This window comes from Rathayibacter sp. AY2B7, assembly GCF_002931635.1.
Taxonomy (GTDB): Bacteria; Actinomycetota; Actinomycetes; order Actinomycetales; family Microbacteriaceae; genus Rathayibacter.
In genome coordinates this window covers 1-19905 of the sequence record NZ_PSUC01000019.1, presented here as the reverse complement: position 1 = coordinate 19905, position 19905 = coordinate 1, and the positions used below count along the sequence as shown (strand labels likewise).

Sequence of the window (19905 nt, the reverse complement as noted above, 5' to 3'; positions counted from 1 at the left end):
GGCGCGGACGGCGCGTGCAGCGAACGGTTAGGTTCTGCCGCCCGGAGGAACGTAAAGTAGTCAGCCATGCATGTACTCAGCGTGAGCTCCCTCAAGGGCGGCGTCGGCAAGACCACGGTGACGCTCGGCCTTGCATCCGCGGCGTTCTCGAAGGGCCTGCGAACGCTGGTCGTCGACCTCGATCCCCAGTCCGACGTGTCGACCGGAATGGACATCAACGTCGCCGGCCACCTCAACATCGCCGACGTCCTGACGTCGCCGAAGGAGAAGATCGTCCGCTCGGCGATCGCCCCCTCCGGCTGGACCAAGGAGCACCACGGCACGATCGACGTGCTGATCGGCAGCCCCTCCGCGATCAACTTCGACGGGCCGCACCCCAGCATCCGCGACATCTGGAAGCTCGAGGAGGCCCTCGCGAGCGTCGAGGCCGACTACGACCTCGTGCTGATCGACTGCGCCCCCTCGCTCAACGCCCTGACCCGCACGGCGTGGGCCGCGAGCGACCGCGTCGCCGTCGTCACGGAGCCGGGCCTGTTCTCGGTGGCCGCCGCCGACCGGGCGCTCCGGGCGATCGAGGAGATCCGCCGCGGACTCAGCCCGCGCCTCCAGCCGCTGGGCATCATCGTCAACCGCGCCCGCGTCCAGTCGCTGGAGCACCAGTTCCGGATCAAGGAGCTGCGCGACATGTTCGGGCCGCTCGTCCTCAGCCCGCAGCTCCCGGAGCGCACCTCCCTCCAGCAGGCGCAGGGCGCGGCGAAGCCCGTGCACGTCTGGCCCGGGGAGAGCGCTCAGGAGATGGCGCACAACTTCGACCTGCTGCTCGACCGCGTGATCCGCACCGGTCGCATCGGCGAGCAGGTCCCCACCGCGACCTAGGGCGGGCGGGTCCGCCCGACTTCTCCGGGTCGAGGTTTCGGGACGCGGGCGATGCTCGGTGCTCGACGAGTGCCAGGGACGGCGCCGGCGGACGCTCGGCGTCGAAGTTCGGCGTGGGATATCCGTACGCGGGCGGAGCGCGCTACTCGATCAGCATGACCGCAGACGAGCGGAGCCCGCTGAGAGATCAGCAGGGCGGGACGCGGACGGAGCCCGTCATCGGACCAGCATGGTGAGCGGGCGTGATCGGCGGGGAGCTCGCGTCCAGCGGACGGATCACGCGGGCGGGGCCCGCCATTCGACCAGCACGGTGAGACTCGGGTGCCGCCCGTCGCTCGCGCGGCACGGCTGCAGGCGGGTCCGCTCCTGATCAGCTGAGCGCGCGGAGGAGACCCCGGAGTCCCCGGAGCCGCGGCCGACCCGCGAGGGGTGGGCGGTCAGCCGACGCGGCGGGAGGCGCGGCGCCGGGCGAGCTCGTCGCCCGGGTCGACCGACTGGTGGTCGAGCTCGACGAGGCTCGACTCGACCTCGCGCAGGACCTTGCCGACGGCGATGCCGAAGACGCCCTGGCCGCGGCTGAGCAGGTCGATGACCTCGTCGTTCGAGGTGCAGAGGTAGACGCTCGCGCCGTCGCTCATCAGGGTCGTCTGCGCGAGGTCGTCGACCCCGGACTCGCGGAGCTGGTTGACCGCCGTGCGGATCTGCTGGAGCGAGATGCCGGTGTCGAGCAGGCGCTTGACCAGCTTCAGCACGAGGATGTCCCGGAAGCCGTAGAGCCGCTGCGTGCCGGAGCCGGACGCGCCGCGCACGGTGGGCTCGACGAGCTCGGTCCGCGCCCAGTAGTCGAGCTGCCGGTAGGTGATCCCCGCGGCGCGCGCCGCGACGGCCCCGCGGTAGCCCGCGTCGGCGTCGAGCTCGGGCAGTCCGTCGGTGAACAGGACGAGGTCGCGCTGGCCGCTGACGTCGCGGCTGACTTCTCTCATCCCTGTGCCTCTCGGATCCGGACGCCGGATCCTCCGAACGCGCTCCCTACCGTACCGACCGGCGCAGGCCGAGTAAACGACATCGGCCTCGGCGCCACGGCGTGTCGCACGGGCCGCCCGTCGGCCGGCGGCGCGGCCCTCACGAGCGGGCGATCCGCGAGAGGGCGCTGCGCACCATCGCCCCGCGGATCATGCCCAGCTGGGTCGCGAGCCCCACCGCGTTCTCGGCAGCACCGGCGGAGCCGGACGCCTCTCCGCGGCGGGCGCTGGAGGCGACGACGCTCTCGATGAGCGACATCTCGCGCTCGACGGCGACGCGGAGCGGTCGGAGGTGACGGGGCTCGATACCCGATCGGCCGAGGTCGACGAGCGCCTTGAGCGTCGTCACGGCCTCGTCCCCGAACACGTCGCCGCCCCGCACGAGCCCGGCGGCGATGGCCTCCTGAACGAGAGCGGGCGTGGCACCGGACTCGGCCGCGAGGCCCTCGCGGGTCAAGCGCGTGGCGGGGCCGAGGAGCGAGGCGCTCGGACCCCCGACACCGGCCGGCAGGGCGGGCTCGCGTCCGGCGTCGATGTCGTCGAGGTACCCGCGGATGACCTTGAGGGGGAGGTAGTGGTCGCGCTGCAGCGCGAGGATCATCCGGAGGCGCTCGACGTCGGAGCCCGAGAACTTGCGATAGCCCGAGTCGGTGCGGGCCGGCGAGACGAGCCCCTGCTCCTCGAGGAAGCGCAGCTTGGACGGGGTGACGTCCGGGAACTCAGTGGTGAGCCTGGCCAGCACCTGCCCGATGCTCAGCAGAGCGGCGGAGCCGGTGGGGAGGGCGCGCGCGGAGGAGCGGCCCACGGCTCACGCGTCCGGAGCGGCGACGAGGTCGGCGCGGGACGCGTAGAAGGTGAGGCGGAACTTGCCGACCTGCACCTCGGAGCCGTCGGTGAGGATCGCGGACTCGATCCGGACCCCGTCGAAGTAGGTGCCGTTCAGGGAGCCGAGGTCGTGGACCTCGAACGCCGTGCCGCGGCGGACGAACTCGGCGTGCCGGCGCGAGACCGTGACGTCGTCGAGGAAGATGCCCGCGTCGGGGTGCCGGCCGACCGTCGTGGAGTCGGTGTCGAGGAGGAAGCGGGCGCCGGTGTTCGGTCCGCGGCGCACGACCAGCAGCGCGGATCCCGAGGGCAGAGCGCCGACGGCCTCGGCCTCCTCGCGCGACGCGCGGTTGTCGAGAGCGGCGAGCTGGGCGCCGATGTCGTCGGTGAACGTCAGAGTCGTCTCCGTCGACGGCTCACCGGGAACGGAATTGTGCTGGGCGGATGATGCTCCACCGACGGGCTCGACCAAGACGTACCTCCTATCAGGTCAGCGTATCCGAATCGTGACCCTCGTCGGACCCCTGAGCACCTGTGCGGACCCCCAGGACGAGGTCCCGCGTCTGGACGGCGTAGACGATCCCGGCCCACCAGTAGAGGAACGCGCCCCACAGCGCGAAGGCCCAGGCGATGGGGAGCGAGGCGGGCGCGAGGGCCGGGAACGCCTGCCCCAGCATGATCAGCGGGAGCGCGTAGAAGAGGCAGAAGGTCGCGAATTTCCCCAGGTGGTGCACGGGAAGCGGTCCGTAGCCGTTGTTCGCCAGGACGACCGCCAGGACCACGAGCATCAGGTCGCGGGCGAGCAGCACGGCGACCAGCCACCAGGGCACCAGTCCGCGGGCCGCGAGGCCCAGGACGGTGGCGAAGATGTAGAGGCGGTCGGCGGCCGGATCGAGGACGCGGCCGAGGCGCGTCATCTGGTCGAAACGGCGCGCGATCCAGCCGTCGAGGTAGTCGGTGAGGCTCGAGACGACGAGGGTCAGGAGCGCGAGCGCGTCCTCGCCGAGGACCACGAGCACGAGGAACACCGGCACCAGGGCGAGGCGCACCATGCTGAGGACGTTCGGGACCGTCCAGATCCGGTCCTCACCGGTGCGCGCCATGCGCCCAGCCTAGGCGGGGCGCACGGCGGCGTGGTCAGCGCTTGTCGCGCCAGACCCGCTCGAACGGCAGGCGCCAGGCGTGCGGCGCGATCAGCTGGTGGATCGCGTTCGGCCCCCAGGAGCCGGGCGCGTAGAGACGGACGGGCGGCGGATCCTGCAGGAGGGGCGCGGAGACCTCCCAGAGCCGCTCGATGCCCTCCGCGGTGGTGAACAGCGTGTGGTCTCCGCGCATCGCGTCGAGGATCAGGCGCTCGTAGGCCTCGAGCGCGTCGCCCGCCCGGTCGGTCTCCTGGAGTGCGAACTGCATGCTCAGCTTGTCGAGCCGCATGCCGGGACCGGGGCGCTTCCCGTAGAACGAGAGCGAGACCTTCGAGGCGTCCGCCAGGTCGAAGGTGAGGTGGTCCGGGCCGTGGGCACCGACTCCGGAGCCCTGCGGGAACATGCTCTTCGGGGGCTCGCGGAACGCGATCGAGATGATGCGCTGGCCCTCGGCCATCCGCTTCCCGGTGCGGAGGTAGAACGGCACTCCCGCCCAGCGCCAGTTGTCGATCTCGCACTTCAGCGCGACGAAGGTGTCGGTCTCGGAGTCGGCGGCGACGCCAGGCTCGTCGCGGTAGCCGATGTACTGGCCGCGCACCACGTTCTCGGGGTTGAGCGGACGCATCGAGCGGAAGACCTTGTTCTTCTCCTCGCTGATGGCCTGCGGCTCCAGCGCGGTCGGCGGCTCCATGGCCATGAACGCCAGCACCTGGAAGAGGTGGGTGACGACCATGTCCTTGTAGGCGCCGGTGGACTCGTAGAACTCGGCGCGGCGGTCGAGAGTCAGGCGCTCGGGGATGTCGATCTGGACGTGATCGATGAAGTTGCGGTTCCAGATGGGCTCGAAGAGGCCGTTGGCGAAGCGGAAGGCGAGGATGTTCTGCGCCGGCTCCTTGCCGAGGAAGTGGTCGATCCGGAAGATCTGCTCCTCGCTGAAGGTCTCGTGGAGCTCCGCGTTGAGGACGACCGCGCTCTCGAGGTCGACGCCGAACGGCTTCTCCATGATGATCCGCGAGCGCTCGACCAGCCCGGCCTCGGCGAGCATCCGCACGACCGAGAGCGCGGCCCTGGGCGGGACGCTGAGGTAGTGCAGCCGGCTCACGTCCGGGCCGAGGACCGCCTCGGCGTCGGTCACGGCGGCGGCCAGCGCGGCCGGACCGGCGGACTGCGGGACGTAGCGGAGCTTGGACGCGAACTCGTCCCACTGCGCCGGTGTCAGGGAGCGGCTCCCGAACTCGTCGTAGGCCAGCTTCGCGAAGGCGCGGAACGAGGCGTCGTCGTGCTCCTCGAGCGAGGTGCCGACGATCTGCAGGTCCGGTGCGAGGGAGGAGAGCGCGAGGTGGGCCATCCCCGGGATGAGCTTGCGCCGGGCCAGGTCGCCGACGGCGCCGAACAGCACGACGACATGGGGTGCCGCCTGCTCGGTCTGGACGGCGGGAGCGGGGGGTGCGGTTGTCACGGTCACCCCTCGATCATTCCAGTTCGGATCGTGACGCAGGCGTCATGTGCTCGATACGCACCGCCGCTAAGGTCTCTCCCGTGCCTCCGTTCTCCGACGCGTCCGCCGCGACCGCAGCACCCGCCTCCGCCACCGCTCCCTCCTCCGCCGACGGGACGACCGCGCCTCCGCTCGACGAGAGGATCCGCGCCGACGTCCACCTGCTGGGCGAGCTGCTCGGCCAGGTGCTCCGCGAGTCGGGCGAGCCCTCCCTCTACGAGGACGTGGAGCGCCTGCGCGCGCTCACGATCAGCGCCTACGACAGCGGTGACGCCGCCGGGACCGCGGAGGCGGAGGAGTTCGTCGCCTCGCTCACGCTCGAGCGCGCCGAGGAGGTCGCCCGAGCCTTCACCTGCTACTTCCACCTCGTCAACGTGGCGGAGGAGTTCCACCGCGTCCGCGTGCTGCGCCGACGCGAGGCCGACGCCGGTGCGCAGTCGCCCGAGGACTCGATCCTCGCCTCCATGCGCCGGCTGACCGGCGAGCTCGGGGAGGACGAGGCGTTCGCGCGCCTGTCCCGACTGGAGTTCCGCCCGGTCCTCACGGCGCACCCGACCGAGGCCCGCCGCCGCGCGGTGGCCTCGACCATCCGCCGCATCAGCGACCTGCTCGAGCAGCGCGACGACCCGCGCATGGGCGGCGTCGTGCTGGTGGAGATCCGCCGCAGGCTGCTGGCCGAGGTCGACACGCTGTGGCGCACCGCTCCGCTGCGCGAGTCCAAGCCCACTCCTCTCGACGAGGTGCGCACCGCGATGAGCGTCTTCGACGAGTCGCTGTTCTCGGTGCTGCCCCGCGTCTACCGCCGCCTCGACGACGCCCTGCTCGGCGAGGGCTCGGGCACCCGGGCACCGGTCGCACCGGCCTTCGTCCGCCTGGGCACCTGGATCGGCGGCGACCGCGACGGCAATCCCTTCGTCACCGCCGAGACGACCCTCGCGGCGGTCGACATCGCCTCCGAGCACGTCCTCATGGGTCTCGAGCGCGTCGCCCGCCGCGTGGGCCGCGCGCTGACCCTCGACGCGTCGACCACTCCCCCGTCGGCCGCCGTCGAGGCGCTCTGGGCCTCCTGCGTCGAGCGGGCTCCCGAGCTCGCCGCCGACATCGCCGAGCGCTCGCCCAACGAGGCGCACCGCCGCGTCCTGCTCTTCGCGGCCGAGCGCCTGGCCGCGACCCGCTCCGAGGGGCCGCTGGCCTACTCCGCCGCCGCCGAGCTGCTGGCCGAGCTGCGCACCCTCCAGGAGTCCCTGGTCGAGGCCGAGGACGTCCGCGCCGCCTACGGCGACCTCCAGGACTTCGTCTGGCAGCTCGAGACCTTCGGCTTCCACCTCGCCGAGATCGAGGTGCGCCAGCACTCGAAGGTGCACCGCGAGACGATCGCCGCGATCCGCGCCGGCGAGGAGCTCGACGAGCGCGGCCTCGAGGTCCTGTCGGTGTTCCGGGCGATCGCGAAGGTCCAGGAGCGCTTCGGCACCGACGCGGCGAGGCGGTACATCGTCTCCTTCACGCAGTCGGCCGACGACCTGCGGACGGTCTTCGAGCTGGCCGAGGCGGCGACCGACGGCGTGCCGCCGATCATCGACGCGGTCCCGCTCTTCGAGACCTTCGCCGACCTCGACGCCTCGACCGACATCCTCGCCGAGATGATCCGCCTCCCCCAGGTGCAGGCGCGCCTCGCGGCCACCGGCAACCGGCTCGAGGTGATGCTCGGCTACTCCGACTCGTCGAAGGACGTCGGACCGGTCTCGGCGACGCTCGCGCTCTACGACGCGCAGGCGCGCATCGCGCAGTGGGCGGCCGACGAGGGCATCGTGCTCACGCTCTTCCACGGGCGCGGCGGAGCGCTCGGCCGCGGCGGCGGGCCGGCCAACCGGGCCGTCCTCGCGCAGCCGCCCGGATCGGTGGACGGCCGCTTCAAGCTGACGGAGCAGGGCGAGGTCATCTTCGCCCGCTACGGCAACCCGGACATCGCCACCCGCCACATCGAGCAGGTGGCGGGAGCGACGCTGCTCGCCTCTTCCCCCGCGGTCGGCGAGCGCAACGCGGGCGCCGCGGAGCGCTTCGCCGAGGTGGCGGCGACGATGGACCGCGAGTCGCGCCGCCGCTTCTTCGAGCTCGTGAAGGCCGACGGCTTCGCGCCGTGGTTCGCCCGGGTCACTCCGCAGGAGGAGGTGGGCCTGCTCGCCCTCGGCTCGCGTCCGGCCCGCCGCGGTCTCTCCGTCGAGTCGCTCGAGGACCTGCGAGCGATCCCGTGGGTCTTCGCCTGGACCCAGGCCCGCGTCAACCTGACCGGCTGGTTCGGGCTGGGCAGCGCCCTCGAGGCCGTCGGCGACCTCGACCTGCTCCGCGAGGCCTACGCCTCCTGGCCGCTGTTCACGACGATGGTCGACAACGTCGAGATGTCGCTCGCGAAGACCGACGAGGGCATCGCCCGCCGCTACCTCGCCCTCGACTCCCGCGACGACCTCGCCGGACTCGTGCTCGACGAGATGGCGCTCACTCGCCGGTGGGTGCTCTCGATCACCGGCGAGGAGAGCCTGCTCACGGGCCACCGCGTGCTCGGCCGTGCCGTGCGCCTGCGCACCCCGTACGTCAACGCGCTCTCGCTCCTGCAGCTGCGCGCACTGAAGGCGCTCCGCACGGACCCGGGCGGATCCGGGACGGAGCAGAACCAGCGGCTGCTCCTGCTCGCGGTCAACGGAGTCGCGGCGGGTCTGCAGAACACCGGCTGATCCCGGCTCGGAACGACGGAACCCCCGGCGGCCTCACGGCTGCCGGGGGTTCTCGTGCGTCTTCGGGCGCCTCCCGCCTGCGGAGCGGGTCGAGGCGCCGGGCGGATCAGGCCTGCGAAGCGGCGCCGGCCTCCTGAGCGGCCTTCGCCTCCTCGTACTGGCGGCGCACCTCGACCATGTCGAGGCCGCGGACCTGCTCGATCAGGCTGTCGAGCGCGGGGGCGGGCAGGGCGCCGGGCTGAGCCATCAGCGGGATGCCGTCGCGGTACACCACGAGGGTGGGGATGGAGGAGATGCCGTAGCTCGCGGCGAGCTGCTGCTGGTCCTCCGTGTCGACCTTCGCGAACGTGATGTCGGCGTTCTTCTCGCTCGTGGCCTCGAAGACCGGAGCGAACTGCTTGCACGGGCCGCACCAGTCGGCCCAGAAGTCGATGAGGACGATGCCGTCGGCGATCGTCTTGTCGTGGGAGTCGAGGGTCATCGCAGTCGTAGCCATGGGAAATGCAACCGGGTGCACCCGCGGCCTATTCCCGGGCGGGATCGAGGAGGTCGAGCAGCGAGCGCGGACCGACCACGGCGGCCCCGAGCGTCTCGACGCGGGCGGCCAGTCCCCGGTCGGCCGTGACGACGACCGCGGTCTCGAGCGCGCCGACCAGCTCGACGATCGCGTCGTCGCCCGAGCCGTCGGCCGCGTGGACCGTCAGGCGCTCCATGAGAGCGCCCGCCTCCGGACGGGCGGCGCGCGCCACTCCCTCGAGCACCACGGCGATGCGCGGCCAGACCGTGTCGGCGTCGATCCCCAGGAGACGGCCGGAGACGCCTGCCTCCGCGAGGCGGGCCAGGGAGGCGAGGAGGCGCTCCGCGGCGCCGACGCGGTCGCGCCACCAGCCGTCGGGGCGTGAGCCGACCACGTTGGCGGCATCCACGACGAGCACCGGGATCGAGGAGCCGAGCGCGCGCAGACCCGGCCAGGCCGCTCCGAAGCCCGGGTGCAGCGGCAGGGAGTCGACGTCCTCGGGGGCGACCCAGCGCAGCTCGGTGCTCTCGGCGTCGCTGATGCGGGGAGTGAAGTGCTCGCGGGACTCGGCCAGGACGGTGGAGTAGCTCCACGGGCCGATCACGACGACGCTGGAGAGCACGGGCCGGATCAGGTCGGCGGGGACGCCCGCCTCCTCCTCCGACTCCCGGAGGGCCGCCTCGAAGGCCGTCTCCTCGGGGTGACGGGCGCCGCCGGGCAGCCCCCAGGTGTCCCCGAAGTGGCTCCAGCTGACGCGGTGCTGGAGCAGGACGCGTCCCGACGGATCGCGCAGGAGGAGACCGGCGGCGCCGAAGCGCCCCCAGAAGCGGCGTCCGTCGCCGATCTCGACCCAGCCGTCGCCGAGCGACGCGTCGAAGGGGTGGCGCGGGAGCACGGCGTCCGCGCCGGGGTCCTCGCTGGTCATGCCCTCCAGCCTCCCACACCGCGCCCGCCGCGCCCGACCCCGACGGGCTGGCAGAATCGGACGATGCGCCGCTCGAGACCCCTCCGCCTCGCGACGCTCGCCTGGCTCGCGCTGATCGCCCTGATCACGCTGACGCCCGCGCCCTACCCGGCCGGGGAGCCCAACGCGCTGATCCGCGGGATCATCGCCTTCCTCGCCTCCACGCCGCTCACCGGCTGGTTCGACTTCGACGTGGCGGAGTTCACCGCGAACGTGCTGCTCTTCGTGCCGCTCGGTGCGCTGATCGCCGCGCAGCTGCCGGCGGGTCGCCGCCTGTGGGCCGCCGCCATCGGGCTCGCCGTATCGGCGGCCGTCGAGACCGCGCAGCTGCTGTGGCTGCCGACCCGCGTCTCCGACGTGCAGGACCTCGTCTCGAACGGCAGCGGCTCCCTGATCGGCGCTCTGCTGACGATCGCGGCGCTCCGCTTCTCACCCCGCCGCCGCTCCCGGAAGGACCGCACCGCCCATGCCCGCTGAGACCCTCGTCGTCCTCGACCGACCCTCCCTCGACGCCGAGGCGCACTCGCCGGGAGGACCCGCGCACCGCATCGATCCGAGCGGGCGCGGCGATCTGGACGTCACCGATCTCGGCTTCACCCGCGGCGACGGCGTGTTCGAGACGATCAACCTGGTCGACGGACGGCTGCAGGCGCTCGACGCGCACCTGGACCGATTCGAGCGCTCGGCCGGGATGCTCGACCTGCCCCGGCCGGACCGGGCCGCCTGGCTCGAGGCGATCGGAGCGGCGGTGGCCGCGCACCCGCCCGTCGCCGAGGCGATGGTGAAGACGATCCTGACCCGCGGCGTCGAAGGCGGCGGGCGGCCCACCGGCGTCGTCTTCGTCCAGACCAGCCCGGACTTCGGCCCGGCCCGCCGCGACGGCGTGCGCGTGGTGCTTTTGGACCGCGGGCTGCGCTCGGACGTGCAGTCGACGTCGCCCTGGCTGCTCGCCGGCGCGAAGACGCTCTCGTACGCGGTGAACCGTGCGGCCGCGCGGGAGGCCGCCCGGCGCGGTGCCGACGACGCCCTGTTCGTGTCGAGCGACGGCTACCTGCTCGAGGGGCCGACCTCGAACCTCGTGCTGCTGACGGGCGGGGAGCTCGTGACTCCTCCGCCGAGCCTCGGGCTGCTGCCCGGCACCACGCAGGCCGACCTGTTCTCGCTCGCGCCGGGCATCGGCCTCGGGACGGCGGTGCGTCCGCTGCGCTCGGGCGATCTGGAGGCGGCGGACGCGGCGTGGCTGGTCTCGAGCGCGCGCAACGCCGCACCCGTCCGCGCCGTCGACGGGACCGCCCGCCAGGTCGACGCCGACCTCTCGGCCCGGATCAACGCCGCGCTGCTCGCCCGCTGAGCGACCGACCCTCCCTCGTGGGACGCCCCGCGCCGAGCGCGGACGGCGTCCCGGAGGAGAGAGGGCTCAGGAGAGGCCGTCGACGTCCGCGGGGCCGCGGCTGATCAGTCCGCCGCGGACGTGCTCGACGGTGGGGTCGAGCTGGACCGGATCGCGCTCGTCCGCCGCCTCGTCGTTGATCACGGCCGACACGATGCCGCGCCAGTCGGTGCCCTCGGCCACGGCCTCCTCGGAGCCGACGCGGCGCGTGACGAACACGGCCTCCGACTCCTCGCCCGCGTGCGAGATGACGGCGAGGACGCCGACAGTGCGACCGCCCGGGTGCTCGATCCGCCACTCCTCGTGCCCGGACGGCACGAGCGAGAACTCCAGGCCCGCGTGCGGGAATCCGGTGGGGCGCAGCTCGGACGGCGATCCGCTCTGCGGAGGCGCGCCGCGGGTGGGGACCCCGGTGCCCTCGCCGCTCGTCGTGCTCATGCCGACGTCGCCGCGGGTTCCGCCGGCTCCGGAGCTGTCGTTCGCCGCGACCATGCGGTCGTCGCCGCTCCGCAGCGCGTCGTCCGCTCCGGTGTAGATGCTGTCGTCTCGGTTCATGGGAACCTCCTTGTCGGCGGCCAGTGTAGGACCGCGGGGTGGGTGGCGAGCGGGCGCCGTTCGTAGACTGGGGGGATGCAGATCCCGGTGACCGGTGCCGTGCGGGTGGACGCGTGGCTCTGGGCGGTGCGCATCTACAAGACGCGCTCCGCCGCGACGACCGCGGCCCGGGCCGGCCACATCCGCGTCAACGGCGAGCGGGCCAAGGCGGCACAGACCGTGCGGGTCGGCGACGAGGTCCGCGCCCGGATCGGCGGCTTCGATCGGGAGCTGATCGTCCGTGGACTCGTGGTCAAGCGGGTCGGTGCGCCGGTGGCCGCGGAGTGCATGGAGGACCGGACACCCGCGCCGCCACCCCGGGAGTCCGCGCCGGGCGTGATCGTCCGTGACCGCGGAGCGGGCCGCCCGACGAAGCGCGACCGGCGCGACATCGAGCGCCTCCGCGGATTCTGACCGCGCGACCCGCCAGCGGCCTCAGGGGGCGAGTGCGCGCAGGCGCTCCAGGAGCCCCTCCGCCGCCTCGTCGAGGAACCGCTGCTGCAGCTCGTCGCCGACCTGGACGAGGGCGATGTCGGTGAAGCCCGCCTCGATGTAGGGCACGAAGCTCTGGGCGAGCTCGTCGAGGTCGGGGCCGCAGGCGATCTGCTCGGCGACGTCCTCCGGGCGCACGAACTGGCTCGCTCCGGCGAAGCCGGCGGGGGTCGGCAGATCGGAGTTGACCGCCCAGCCGCCGGCGAACCAGCGGAACTGCTCGTGGGCCAGCGCGACTCCCTGCTCCTTGTCCGGCGCCCAGCAGATCGGGATCTGGCCGATCGTGCGCGAGGGGGCGGCGTCCGCACCGCGGACCGCGGTCCACTGCGAGATCAGCTCGGCGTCGGGCTCGGTCGTGATGAGGTGGTCGCCGATCGGCGCGAAGCGGGCGATCGACTTCTCCCCCGAGACCGCCTGGCCGATCTCGACCGGCGTGTCCGGCAGGTCCCAGATGCGGGCGGAGTCGACGCGGAAGTACTCGCCCTCCCAGGTCACCAGCTCGCCGGTGTGCAGCTCGCGGATGAGGTGGACGGCCTCCTCGAGCATGTCCTGGCGCACGGCGACCGAGGGCCAGCCCTCGCCGACGACGTGCTCGTTGAGGTTCTCGCCCGAGCCGAGGCCGAGCGTGAAGCGGTCGTCGGAGAGGATCGCGAGCGTCGCGGCCTTCTGCGCGACCACGGCCGGGTGGTAGCGGATGGTCGGCGCGGTGACGTAGGTCGTGAGGTCGATGGTCGACGTGGCCTGCGCGACCGCTCCGAGCAGCGTCCAGGCGTAGGAGGCGTGCCCCTGCTCGGTCAGCCACGGCGAGTAGTGGTCGCTCGAGACCGCGAACTCGAAGCCGAGCCTCTCGGCGTCGACCGCGTAGCCCACCAGCTGCTTGGGTCCGCTCTGCTCGGTCATCAGGGTGTATCCGAATCGCACCATGGTCCGTCCTCGTTCCGCTCGTCGTGGGATGCCCGGGGGCACGTCCCATGGTGGGCGGGGGGCCGGATGCGCGCTAACCCCTTGCCCCGGTCGCGAGCGGCGGCTAGCGCGGTGTCAGACGAAGCGGATGCGGTTCTGCACGCGGGTCCGGACCTCGAACGACTCGCCGTACCCGCCGAGCCGCGGGTCGTCCGTGCCGGAGCGCAGCAGCTGCGGCAGCAGCGAGCGGCGGATGACGACGGCGCCCTGGTGCCGGCCGCGCTCGACCTGCTCGAACGGCTGCTCCAGCGCGTCGTCCGGCACGACCACGACGCTCGTCGAGAAGCGGACGCCCAGCTCGCGGCCGAGACGGCGCGCGGCCTTCGCGAGCGAGGCGATCGGCTTCTCGTCCTCGGCGATCCCGGGGCCCTCGAGCTCGCCCTTCCTCAGGCGGACCGGATCGCCCCAGTCGGCGGAGGTCAGCGCGAGCAGGCCGGCCGGTCCGAGCACGAGGTGGTCGATCTTGAGCCCGCCGTCGCCGACCGCGACGTCGTTCCAGATCGTGTAGGCGATGCCGAGCGCGCCGACGAGCGCGGCCGTCGCCTCCTCGGCCTGAGCCTTCGCGAGCCAGGAGCGGACCTCGCGAGGAGCGGAGCGGACGATCGCCGGGTCGAAGGGGTCCTCGGTCTCGACGCCGCGGCCGAGCCACTCGCGCACCAGGCGCAGGTAGTACTCGCGCGCCGCGCCTCCCGGGTGACCGTAGGAGCGGGCGCGCACGGCCGAGGCGGTCTGCGGGCGCGGTGAGCCGGTGTACGGCGACTGCGGGGAGGACCTCCCGGGGGCGGGAGCGCCTCGGTCGTAGTCGCCGCGGGCGGAGGCGCTGCCGATCCGCTCCCAGGCGAGCTGCACCGCGTGGAACGATGCGGCGTCGCCTCCCGTGTCCGGATGGGTCTCGCGGAGGCGGAGCCGGTACGCCCGGCGGAGCTCGTCGTCGGACGCGGTGGCGGCGACGCCCAGCACCTCGTAGGGGGTGCGGGCGGCGTGGCTGTCGGGCATGTGCTTCCGGGAGGGTCGGGGCGGGGGGTTCCGAGTGTATCGACGCGGGCCGGGCGCCCGGTGGGAGCGCGCACTGCGTCGGCTCGGAACGCGCCGAGCGCCCGGCGGAGAACGGGCGCCCGGCGGGGGTCAGTGCGCGAGCAGCTCGCGCACCCGCGGGATGACCTGCGTGCCGTAGAGCTCGATGTTGCGCATGATCGCCGGGTGCGGCAGCGTCCCGGCGCTGTACTTGAGGTCGAAGCGGTCGATGCCCAGGGCCTCGACCGTTCGCGCGATCTTCCGGGCGACCGTCTCGGGCGAGCCGAGGTGGATGGCGCCGTCGGGGCCGGCCTCCTCCTCGAAGCGCTCGCGGGTCATCGGGGACCAGCCGCGCTCGCGGCCGATGGCGTCCATCATCGCCTTGTGGTGCGGGAAGTACAGCTCGCGCGCCTCCTCGTCGGTGTCAGCGACGAAGCCGGGCGAGTGCACGGCGACCGGGAGGCGGGGCTGCTCGAGCTGGTCGAGCGCGCGGCCGAAGAGGTCGACGTAGGGGCGGAAGCGGGCCGGCGAGCCGCCGATGATCGCCAGGACGAGCGGGAAGCCGTACCGGGCGGCGCGGACGACCGACTCGGGGCTGCCGCCGACGCCGATCCAGGTGCGGAGGGTGCCGTTGTCGAGGGTCGGGTAGACGCTCTGCTCGGTGAGCGCGGGGCGGGTCGTGCCCTGCCAGGTGACCGGGCCGCCCTGGATCAGGGCGTGGAAGAGGTCGAGCTTCTCCTCGAAGAGGACCTCGTACTGCGCGAGGTCGTAGCCGAAGAGCGGGAAGGACTCGGTGAAGGAGCCGCGGCCGAGGATGACCTCGGCCCGGCCGCCGGAGAGTCCGTCGAGGGTGGCGAAGCGCTGGTAGACGCGCACCGGGTCGTCGGAGGAGAGGACCGTCACGGCGGAGCCGAGGTGGATGCGCTCGGTGCGGGCCGCGATGGCGGCGAGCACGACGTCAGGGGCGCTCACGGCGAAGTCGGCGCGGTGGTGCTCGCCGATCCCGAAGAAGTCGATGCCGACCCGGTCGGCCAGGACTCCCTCCTCGACCACGTCGCGGAGGACCTGGCCGTGCGGCAGCGGGGCGCCGTCGGGGCCGGCGGTGACGTCGCCGAACGTGTCGACGCCGAACTTGACTTCATGCATACTCATGGACTTCTGCAACCTCCGGGGGTCGACGGCTATTCCTGCGGGCGGGGTCCGACGTCCCCGGGCGGGAGCGCGTCTGAAGAGACGATCCCCGCCTCGAGCGCCGGCTCGCGGTAGGCGCGCCCGAGCGAGGCGACGGTGTCGTGCGCGTTCAGGCCGCTCGGGTTCGGCAGCACCCAGAGCGGCGCGAACGCCACGTCCTCCTCCTGCCTGCCCTGCACCGCCCTGCGGCGTCCGAACGCGATCCGGTAGGCGGTGATGCCGACGACCGCGACGGCCCGGGGCCGCACCCGCTCCACGGTGGCGACCAGCCGCTGAGCACCCTCGCGCAGCTCCTCCGCGGTCAGCTCGTCGGCGCGGGCGGTCGCCCGGGAGGCGAGATTGGTGATGCCGACGCCGCGGGAGACGAGCTCCGCGCGGTCCGCGGCGCTCATCCCCTCGGACACGCGCGGCGCGCGCTCGAGGATCCCGGCCGCGACGAGCGCCGGGTAGAAGCGGTTGCCGGGGTGGGCGAAGTGCGCGCCGGTGGCGGCGGTCCACAGTCCCGGGTTGATGCCGACGAAGAGGAGCCGGACGTCGTCGCCCAGCAGGTCCTCGACGGTGCGGTCCTGGAACGCTGCGAGCTCGGCGCGGGTGAACGGCATGCGACCATCCTGCCGCGGCGCAAGTCCTCTCGGCACGGGGTCGCCGGTGCCAGCATGGAGGCATGACGAACGCATCCCAGGACCACCCGATCCAGCACGGCAGCGACGACGCGCAGCTCGACGAGAAGCTGCGCGGCCTGCTGCTGCAGGTCGCCGGCGACGCCGAGCTGCGACCGGAGGAGGACGTCGAGACCCTGCTGCGCCAGCGCCTGCGCGACACGCGGATCTCGATCTCGGACGAGGCGATCCCGGGGCTCGCCAAGCGCATCCCCGGACTCATGCAGCGCGGGGGCGGCGACGTGAACCCCGGGGCGCACTAGCCCCGAGGGACGGGCGCGGGCCGAGCGGCCGCTCGGGCCGCGCCGGCTCGCGCTACTCGGGGACCGCCGGGCCCTTGCGGTGGTGGTCGAACACCAGGCTCGTGCGCGTCGAGGCCACCGCCGGGTTCGCCGAGAGGTTCGAGACCACGAAGTCCCGCACGTCGCTGGAGTCGCGGACCGCGACGTGGATGATGAAGTCCTCCGAGCCGCCGAGGAAGAACACCTGCACCACCTCGGGCAGCGCACGGATCTCCTCCGCGAAGCGCGTGATCGCCTGGCGCTGGCCGACGCGGATGCTGACGCTGATCAGCGCCTGCAGGGTCAGGCCGAGCGCCGCCGGGTCGAGCTCGGCGGTGAAGCCGGTGATGACGCCGCGCTCGACGAGGCCCCGGACGCGTGCGACGCAGGTCGACGGGGCGATGCCGGCGCGCTCGGCGAGCCGGCTGTTGGGCGTCCGCGCGTCGGCGCGGAGGAGGCGCACCAGGGTCCGATCGACCGGATCCAGGTCGTCGAGGTCGTGCAGATCCTTCGGTGGAATGCGCCCGCTCCCTCACTCCGCCGACGAACCTTCGGCCCGTGCGGTGACTTCCGACCGATCCTGCGGAGTTCCTCCGCTCCGGGCACGATCTTCGCACGATGGGGGCAGAGCCGGTGCAGGATCGGCGCCCACCGCCCGCCCCGCGGGCCGCAGCGAAGGAGCCGCCGTGCGCGTCGGGATCCCCACCGAGATCAAGAACAACGAGAACCGGGTCGCCGCCACTCCGGCCGGCGTCCACGAGCTGGTGCGCCGCGGCCACGAGGTCCTCGTCGAGGCCGGCGCGGGCCTGGGCTCGCGCGTGTCGGACGACGACTTCCGCCGCGCCGGCGCCCTCGTCGTCGACGGGCCCGACGAGGTCTGGGGCGGGTCCGAGCTGGTCCTCAAGGTCAAGGAGCCGATCGAGGCCGAGTACCCGCGGATGCGCCGCGACCAGGTGCTCTTCACCTACCTCCACCTCGCCGCCTCCCGCCCGTGCACCGATGCGCTGCTCGCGGCGGGGACGACCTCCATCGCCTACGAGACGGTCCAGCTGGACGACCGGCGGCTGCCGCTGCTCTCGCCGATGAGCGAGGTCGCCGGGCGCCTGTCGATCACGGTCGGCGCCTACCACCTCATGAGTGCCGTCGGCGGACGGGGCACGCTGCTCGGCGGGGTCCCCGGCACTCCGAAGGCGAAGGTCGTCGTGATCGGCGGCGGCACGGCCGGCGAGCACGCCGCGGCGAACGCCCTCGGCATGGGGGCCGACGTCACGATCGTCGACCTCTCGCTCCCCCGCCTCGCGCAGCTCGAGAACCGCTTCCAGGGCGCGATCCAGACCCGCGCCTCCTCGGCCTACGAGATCGCCGCGCAGCTGGCCGACGCCGACCTCGTGATCGGATCCGTCCTCATCCCGGGCGCCAAGGCGCCCAAGCTGGTGACCGACGAGATGGTCGCCACGATGAAGCCGGGCTCGGTCCTGGTCGACATCGCGATCGACCAGGGCGGCTGCTTCGAGGGCTCGCGTCCGACCACGCACGACGACCCGGTGTTCCCCGTGCACCGGAGCGTCTACTACTGCGTCGCGAACATGCCCGGCGCCGTCCCCGAGACCTCGACCCGCGCGCTCACCAACGCGACGCTCCCCTACGCGCTCGCGCTGGCCGACCGCGGGTGGCGGGCCGCCCTGGCCGCCGACCCGGCGCTCGCCCGCGGCCTGAGCACCCACGACGGCCGGGTGACGAACACCGCCGTCGCCGCGGCCTTCGACCTCCCGGCCGTGCCGGTGGAGTCGCTGCTGGGCTAGGCGCCCGCGGGCGCGAGGCCGAGCCCTCCGAGGATCTCGGCGATCTCCTCCTCCGGAGCGCCGCCCACGTCGACCGTGACGTGGAGCTCGTCGTCGCCGAGGGGCTCGAGCGCCTCGAACTGCGAGTCGAGCAGCGTGGTCGGCATGAAGTGGCCGACCCGCGAGGCGAGCCGCCCGGCGATCCGGTCCCTCGATCCCGCGAGGTGCGCGAAGACGAGGTCGTCGCGACGCAGGACGTCGCGGTAGCGGCGGCGCAGGGCCGAGCAGGTCACGACGACCGAGCCGCCCGCGGCGATCCGCTGGTCCACCACGCGGGCGATCTCGGCCAGCCAGGGCGCCCGGTCCTCGTCGGTCAGCGGGATGCCGGCGTGCATCTTGTCGACATTCGCCTGCGGGTGCAGGTCGTCCCCCTCGAGGAACTCCCAGCCCAGTCGGCGCGCCAGGAGCGACGCGACGGTCGACTTGCCGCTGCCGGAGACGCCCATGACGACGACGGCGCGGACGGGGACGGTGGGAAGAGCGGTCATCAGATACCTCCTACGAAGAGACCGATCAGGAGGACCCCGGCGAGCCCGGTCACCGAGACCAGGCACTCCATCACGGTCCAGGTCTTGAGCGTCTGGCCGATGCTGAGCCCGAGGTACTCCTTCACCAGCCAGAACCCGGCGTCGTTGACGTGCGACAGGAACACCGAGCCGGCGCCGATCGCGAGCACCATGAGGGCGACCATCGGCCCGTCCATGGTCTCGGTCAGCGGCTGGAGGATCCCTGCGGCGGTCACGGTGGCGACGGTCGCGGAGCCGGTGGCCACGCGGATCACGACGGCCACGAGCCAGGCGAGCAGCAGCGCCGAGGCGCCGCTCCCCTCCGCGAGCTGGGCGACCACCCCGCCGATCCCGGTGTCGACGAGGACCTGCTTGAAACCGCCGCCCGCGCCGACGATGAGCAGGATGCCCGCGATCGGCGGCAGCGAGCTCGAGAGCGAGGCCTGCAGCTCGGTGCGGTTCATCCGGCCGCCGCGGCCGAGCAGGACCAGACCGGCCAGGAGCGCGATCCCCAGCGCGATGGTCGGCGTGCCGAGGAAGTCGAGGGCGCCCTTCCAGGCGTCCGTGGAGCCCGGGGCCGCGATGTCGGCGATCGCCTTGCCCAGCATCAGGACGACCGGCAGCAGGATGCTCGCGACGGCGGCGGCGAAGCCCGGGCGGTGCTCGCGCGTCTCGCCCGCGCCCTCGCCGAAGAGCGGCGGCGTCTCCACCGGCGCCCAGCGGGCGGCGACCCGGCCGAAGAGCGGGCCGGCCACGACGACGGTGGGGATCGCGACCAGGACGCCGAACGCGAGGGTCACGCCGAGGTTCGCGCCGAGTGCGTCGATCGCGACCAGCGGTCCGGGGTGGGGCGGGACGAGGCCGTGCATCACCGAGAGGCCGGCGAGCGTCGGGATCGCCACCTTCATCAGCGGCAGACCGCTCCGGCGGGCGACCAGGATCACGACCGGGATCAGCAGCACGAGCCCGACCTCGAAGAACATCGGCAGCCCGATCAGCGCGCCGACGAAGCCCATCATCCAGGGCAGCGCGCGAGTGCTCGAGCGGGCGATGAGGGTGTCCACGATGCGGTCCGCGCCGCCCGAGTCGGCGAGGAGCTTGCCGTACATCGCGCCGAGGCCGATGAGGATGCCGACGCCGCCCATGGTGTTGCCGAACCCCAGCGCGAAGCTGGCGACCGCGTCCGCCGCCGCCAGCCCCGCGATCACGCCCGTGGTCAGCGCTCCGATCAGCAGGGAGACGAAGGGGTGCAGCTTCAGCCAGGTGATCAGCACGACGATCACGGCGATGCCGACGACGGCGGCGAGGATCAGCTGCCCCTGCCCGGCGGTGGTGGCGGGGGCGTCCCCGGCGGCGGACGCGGTCGCCAGCTTCGCGCTGGGGTTCGGCAACACCATGGGC

Annotated in this window: 22 protein-coding genes; 7 read left to right on the top strand and 15 right to left on the bottom strand. The window is 73.1% G+C overall.

What is annotated here, in order from left to right:
* Positions 1 to 66: 66 nt before the first annotated feature.
* Positions 67 to 876, top strand: a complete 810-nt coding sequence (locus C5C27_RS05550; protein ID WP_104313841.1) for a ParA family protein — start codon at positions 67 to 69, stop codon at positions 874 to 876.
* Positions 877 to 1313: 437 nt separating this feature from the next.
* Here the strand turns inward: C5C27_RS05550 and C5C27_RS05545 are convergent, their stop codons facing one another.
* The 5 genes from C5C27_RS05545 to zwf all read right to left on the bottom strand — a co-directional run bounded on the left by C5C27_RS05545 (position 1314) and on the right by zwf (position 5324).
* Positions 1314 to 1859 carry a MerR family transcriptional regulator gene (locus C5C27_RS05545; protein WP_104238690.1) on the bottom strand — a complete coding sequence of 182 codons (546 nt, stop codon included), beginning with the start codon at positions 1857 to 1859 and terminating at the stop codon, positions 1314 to 1316.
* A gap of 139 nt (positions 1860 to 1998) precedes the next feature.
* Positions 1999 to 2703 (bottom strand): MerR family transcriptional regulator, encoded by a 705-nt coding sequence (locus tag C5C27_RS05540; RefSeq protein WP_104313840.1) that lies wholly within the window; start codon positions 2701 to 2703, stop codon positions 1999 to 2001.
* 3 nt (positions 2704 to 2706) lie between these two features.
* Positions 2707 to 3195 carry an FHA domain-containing protein gene (locus C5C27_RS05535; protein ID WP_104222573.1) on the bottom strand — a complete coding sequence of 163 codons (489 nt, stop codon included), beginning with the start codon at positions 3193 to 3195 and terminating at the stop codon, positions 2707 to 2709.
* A 13-nt stretch (positions 3196 to 3208) separates the two neighbouring features.
* Positions 3209 to 3826 carry a CDP-alcohol phosphatidyltransferase family protein gene (locus tag C5C27_RS05530; protein ID WP_104222572.1) on the bottom strand — a complete coding sequence of 206 codons (618 nt, stop codon included), beginning with the start codon at positions 3824 to 3826 and terminating at the stop codon, positions 3209 to 3211.
* 34 nt (positions 3827 to 3860) lie between these two features.
* Positions 3861 to 5324 carry a glucose-6-phosphate dehydrogenase gene (gene zwf, locus C5C27_RS05525; RefSeq protein ID WP_104225448.1) on the bottom strand — a complete coding sequence of 488 codons (1464 nt, stop codon included), beginning with the start codon at positions 5322 to 5324 and terminating at the stop codon, positions 3861 to 3863.
* An 80-nt stretch (positions 5325 to 5404) separates the two neighbouring features.
* Between zwf and C5C27_RS05520 the strand changes: the two genes are divergently transcribed.
* Entirely contained in the window at positions 5405 to 8092 is a 2688-nt protein-coding gene (locus tag C5C27_RS05520) for a phosphoenolpyruvate carboxylase (RefSeq protein WP_374953554.1), read from the top strand.
* Between the two features lie 106 nt (positions 8093 to 8198).
* On the opposite strand, the gene trxA is transcribed toward C5C27_RS05520, so the two are convergent.
* Both trxA and C5C27_RS05510 read right to left on the bottom strand, forming a co-directional pair.
* Positions 8199 to 8588, bottom strand: coding sequence for a thioredoxin (gene trxA / locus C5C27_RS05515; RefSeq protein WP_104313839.1), 390 nt, complete (start codon positions 8586 to 8588; stop codon positions 8199 to 8201).
* A gap of 28 nt (positions 8589 to 8616) precedes the next feature.
* Positions 8617 to 9534, bottom strand: coding sequence for an NUDIX hydrolase (locus tag C5C27_RS05510; RefSeq protein ID WP_104313838.1), 918 nt, complete (start codon positions 9532 to 9534; stop codon positions 8617 to 8619).
* A 63-nt stretch (positions 9535 to 9597) separates the two neighbouring features.
* Between C5C27_RS05510 and C5C27_RS05505 the strand changes: the two genes are divergently transcribed.
* Positions 9598 to 10050, top strand: coding sequence for a VanZ family protein (locus C5C27_RS05505; protein ID WP_104313837.1), 453 nt, complete (start codon positions 9598 to 9600; stop codon positions 10048 to 10050).
* Positions 10040 to 10924 (top strand): aminotransferase class IV, encoded by an 885-nt coding sequence (locus C5C27_RS05500; RefSeq protein ID WP_104313836.1) that lies wholly within the window; start codon positions 10040 to 10042, stop codon positions 10922 to 10924. The genes C5C27_RS05505 and C5C27_RS05500 overlap by 11 nt, the downstream gene beginning before the upstream one ends.
* A 66-nt stretch (positions 10925 to 10990) precedes the next feature.
* On the opposite strand, the gene C5C27_RS05495 is transcribed toward C5C27_RS05500, so the two are convergent.
* Positions 10991 to 11518 carry a hypothetical protein gene (locus C5C27_RS05495; RefSeq protein ID WP_104238684.1) on the bottom strand — a complete coding sequence of 176 codons (528 nt, stop codon included), beginning with the start codon at positions 11516 to 11518 and terminating at the stop codon, positions 10991 to 10993.
* Positions 11519 to 11593: 75 nt separating this feature from the next.
* Between C5C27_RS05495 and C5C27_RS05490 the strand changes: the two genes are divergently transcribed.
* Positions 11594 to 11971, top strand: a complete 378-nt coding sequence (locus C5C27_RS05490; protein ID WP_181133456.1) for an RNA-binding S4 domain-containing protein — start codon at positions 11594 to 11596, stop codon at positions 11969 to 11971.
* A 21-nt stretch (positions 11972 to 11992) separates the two neighbouring features.
* Here the strand turns inward: C5C27_RS05490 and C5C27_RS05485 are convergent, their stop codons facing one another.
* From C5C27_RS05485 to C5C27_RS05470, 4 genes are all read right to left on the bottom strand, one after another.
* Positions 11993 to 12973: a TIGR03557 family F420-dependent LLM class oxidoreductase gene (locus C5C27_RS05485; RefSeq protein ID WP_104313835.1), complete on the bottom strand. Its 981-nt coding sequence runs from the start codon at positions 12971 to 12973 to the stop codon at positions 11993 to 11995.
* Between the two features lie 114 nt (positions 12974 to 13087).
* Positions 13088 to 14008 carry a J domain-containing protein gene (locus C5C27_RS05480; protein ID WP_104222564.1) on the bottom strand — a complete coding sequence of 307 codons (921 nt, stop codon included), beginning with the start codon at positions 14006 to 14008 and terminating at the stop codon, positions 13088 to 13090.
* Between the two features lie 129 nt (positions 14009 to 14137).
* On the bottom strand, positions 14138 to 15172 hold the full coding sequence (locus C5C27_RS05475; protein WP_104225389.1) for an LLM class flavin-dependent oxidoreductase: 1035 nt from the start codon (positions 15170 to 15172) through the stop codon (positions 14138 to 14140).
* A gap of 35 nt (positions 15173 to 15207) precedes the next feature.
* Complete coding sequence (locus C5C27_RS05470) at positions 15208 to 15819, bottom strand: mismatch-specific DNA-glycosylase (RefSeq protein ID WP_104313834.1); 612 nt, start codon at positions 15817 to 15819, stop codon at positions 15208 to 15210.
* A gap of 62 nt (positions 15820 to 15881) precedes the next feature.
* On the opposite strand from C5C27_RS05470, the gene C5C27_RS05465 reads away from it, so the two are divergent.
* On the top strand, positions 15882 to 16139 hold the full coding sequence (locus C5C27_RS05465) for a hypothetical protein (RefSeq protein WP_104269163.1): 258 nt from the start codon (positions 15882 to 15884) through the stop codon (positions 16137 to 16139).
* A gap of 52 nt (positions 16140 to 16191) precedes the next feature.
* Here C5C27_RS05465 and C5C27_RS05460 read toward each other — a convergent pair whose 3' ends face one another.
* Positions 16192 to 16677 carry an Lrp/AsnC family transcriptional regulator gene (locus C5C27_RS05460; protein WP_104222560.1) on the bottom strand — a complete coding sequence of 162 codons (486 nt, stop codon included), beginning with the start codon at positions 16675 to 16677 and terminating at the stop codon, positions 16192 to 16194.
* A gap of 166 nt (positions 16678 to 16843) precedes the next feature.
* On the opposite strand from C5C27_RS05460, the gene ald reads away from it, so the two are divergent.
* Positions 16844 to 17959, top strand: coding sequence for an alanine dehydrogenase (ald, locus tag C5C27_RS05455; RefSeq protein WP_104238681.1), 1116 nt, complete (start codon positions 16844 to 16846; stop codon positions 17957 to 17959).
* Here the strand turns inward: ald and C5C27_RS05450 are convergent.
* On the bottom strand, positions 17956 to 18486 hold the full coding sequence (locus C5C27_RS05450; RefSeq protein ID WP_104225392.1) for a gluconokinase: 531 nt from the start codon (positions 18484 to 18486) through the stop codon (positions 17956 to 17958). The two genes, ald and C5C27_RS05450, sit on opposite strands and share 4 nt — an antisense overlap.
* Entirely contained in the window at positions 18486 to 19901 is a 1416-nt protein-coding gene (locus C5C27_RS05445) for a GntP family permease (RefSeq protein WP_104313833.1), read from the bottom strand. Before C5C27_RS05445 ends, C5C27_RS05450 begins: the two co-directional genes overlap by 1 nt.
* Between the last annotated feature and the right edge of the window lie 4 nt (positions 19902 to 19905).

Excerpts from the sequence above, each read along its gene's own strand:
- C5C27_RS05550 (WP_104313841.1), top strand. The coding sequence starts at position 67 with ATGCATGTACTCAGCGTGAGCTCCCTCAAGGGCGGCGTCGGCAAGACC.
- C5C27_RS05545 (WP_104238690.1), bottom strand. The coding sequence starts at position 1,859 with ATGAGAGAAGTCAGCCGCGACGTCAGCGGCCAGCGCGACCTCGTCCTG.
- C5C27_RS05530 (WP_104222572.1), bottom strand. The coding sequence starts at position 3,826 with ATGGCGCGCACCGGTGAGGACCGGATCTGGACGGTCCCGAACGTCCTC.
- trxA (WP_104313839.1), bottom strand. The coding sequence starts at position 8,588 with ATGGCTACGACTGCGATGACCCTCGACTCCCACGACAAGACGATCGCC.
- C5C27_RS05510 (WP_104313838.1), bottom strand. The coding sequence starts at position 9,534 with ATGACCAGCGAGGACCCCGGCGCGGACGCCGTGCTCCCGCGCCACCCC.
- C5C27_RS05505 (WP_104313837.1), top strand. The coding sequence starts at position 9,598 with ATGCGCCGCTCGAGACCCCTCCGCCTCGCGACGCTCGCCTGGCTCGCG.
- C5C27_RS05500 (WP_104313836.1), top strand. The coding sequence starts at position 10,040 with ATGCCCGCTGAGACCCTCGTCGTCCTCGACCGACCCTCCCTCGACGCC.
- C5C27_RS05495 (WP_104238684.1), bottom strand. The coding sequence starts at position 11,518 with ATGAACCGAGACGACAGCATCTACACCGGAGCGGACGACGCGCTGCGG.
- C5C27_RS05490 (WP_181133456.1), top strand. The coding sequence starts at position 11,594 with ATGCAGATCCCGGTGACCGGTGCCGTGCGGGTGGACGCGTGGCTCTGG.
- C5C27_RS05485 (WP_104313835.1), bottom strand. The coding sequence starts at position 12,973 with ATGGTGCGATTCGGATACACCCTGATGACCGAGCAGAGCGGACCCAAG.
- C5C27_RS05480 (WP_104222564.1), bottom strand. The coding sequence starts at position 14,008 with ATGCCCGACAGCCACGCCGCCCGCACCCCCTACGAGGTGCTGGGCGTC.
- C5C27_RS05475 (WP_104225389.1), bottom strand. The coding sequence starts at position 15,172 with ATGCATGAAGTCAAGTTCGGCGTCGACACGTTCGGCGACGTCACCGCC.
- C5C27_RS05470 (WP_104313834.1), bottom strand. The coding sequence starts at position 15,819 with ATGCCGTTCACCCGCGCCGAGCTCGCAGCGTTCCAGGACCGCACCGTC.
- C5C27_RS05465 (WP_104269163.1), top strand. The coding sequence starts at position 15,882 with ATGACGAACGCATCCCAGGACCACCCGATCCAGCACGGCAGCGACGAC.
- C5C27_RS05450 (WP_104225392.1), bottom strand. The coding sequence starts at position 18,486 with ATGACCGCTCTTCCCACCGTCCCCGTCCGCGCCGTCGTCGTCATGGGC.
- C5C27_RS05445 (WP_104313833.1), bottom strand. The coding sequence starts at position 19,901 with ATGGTGTTGCCGAACCCCAGCGCGAAGCTGGCGACCGCGTCCGCCGCC.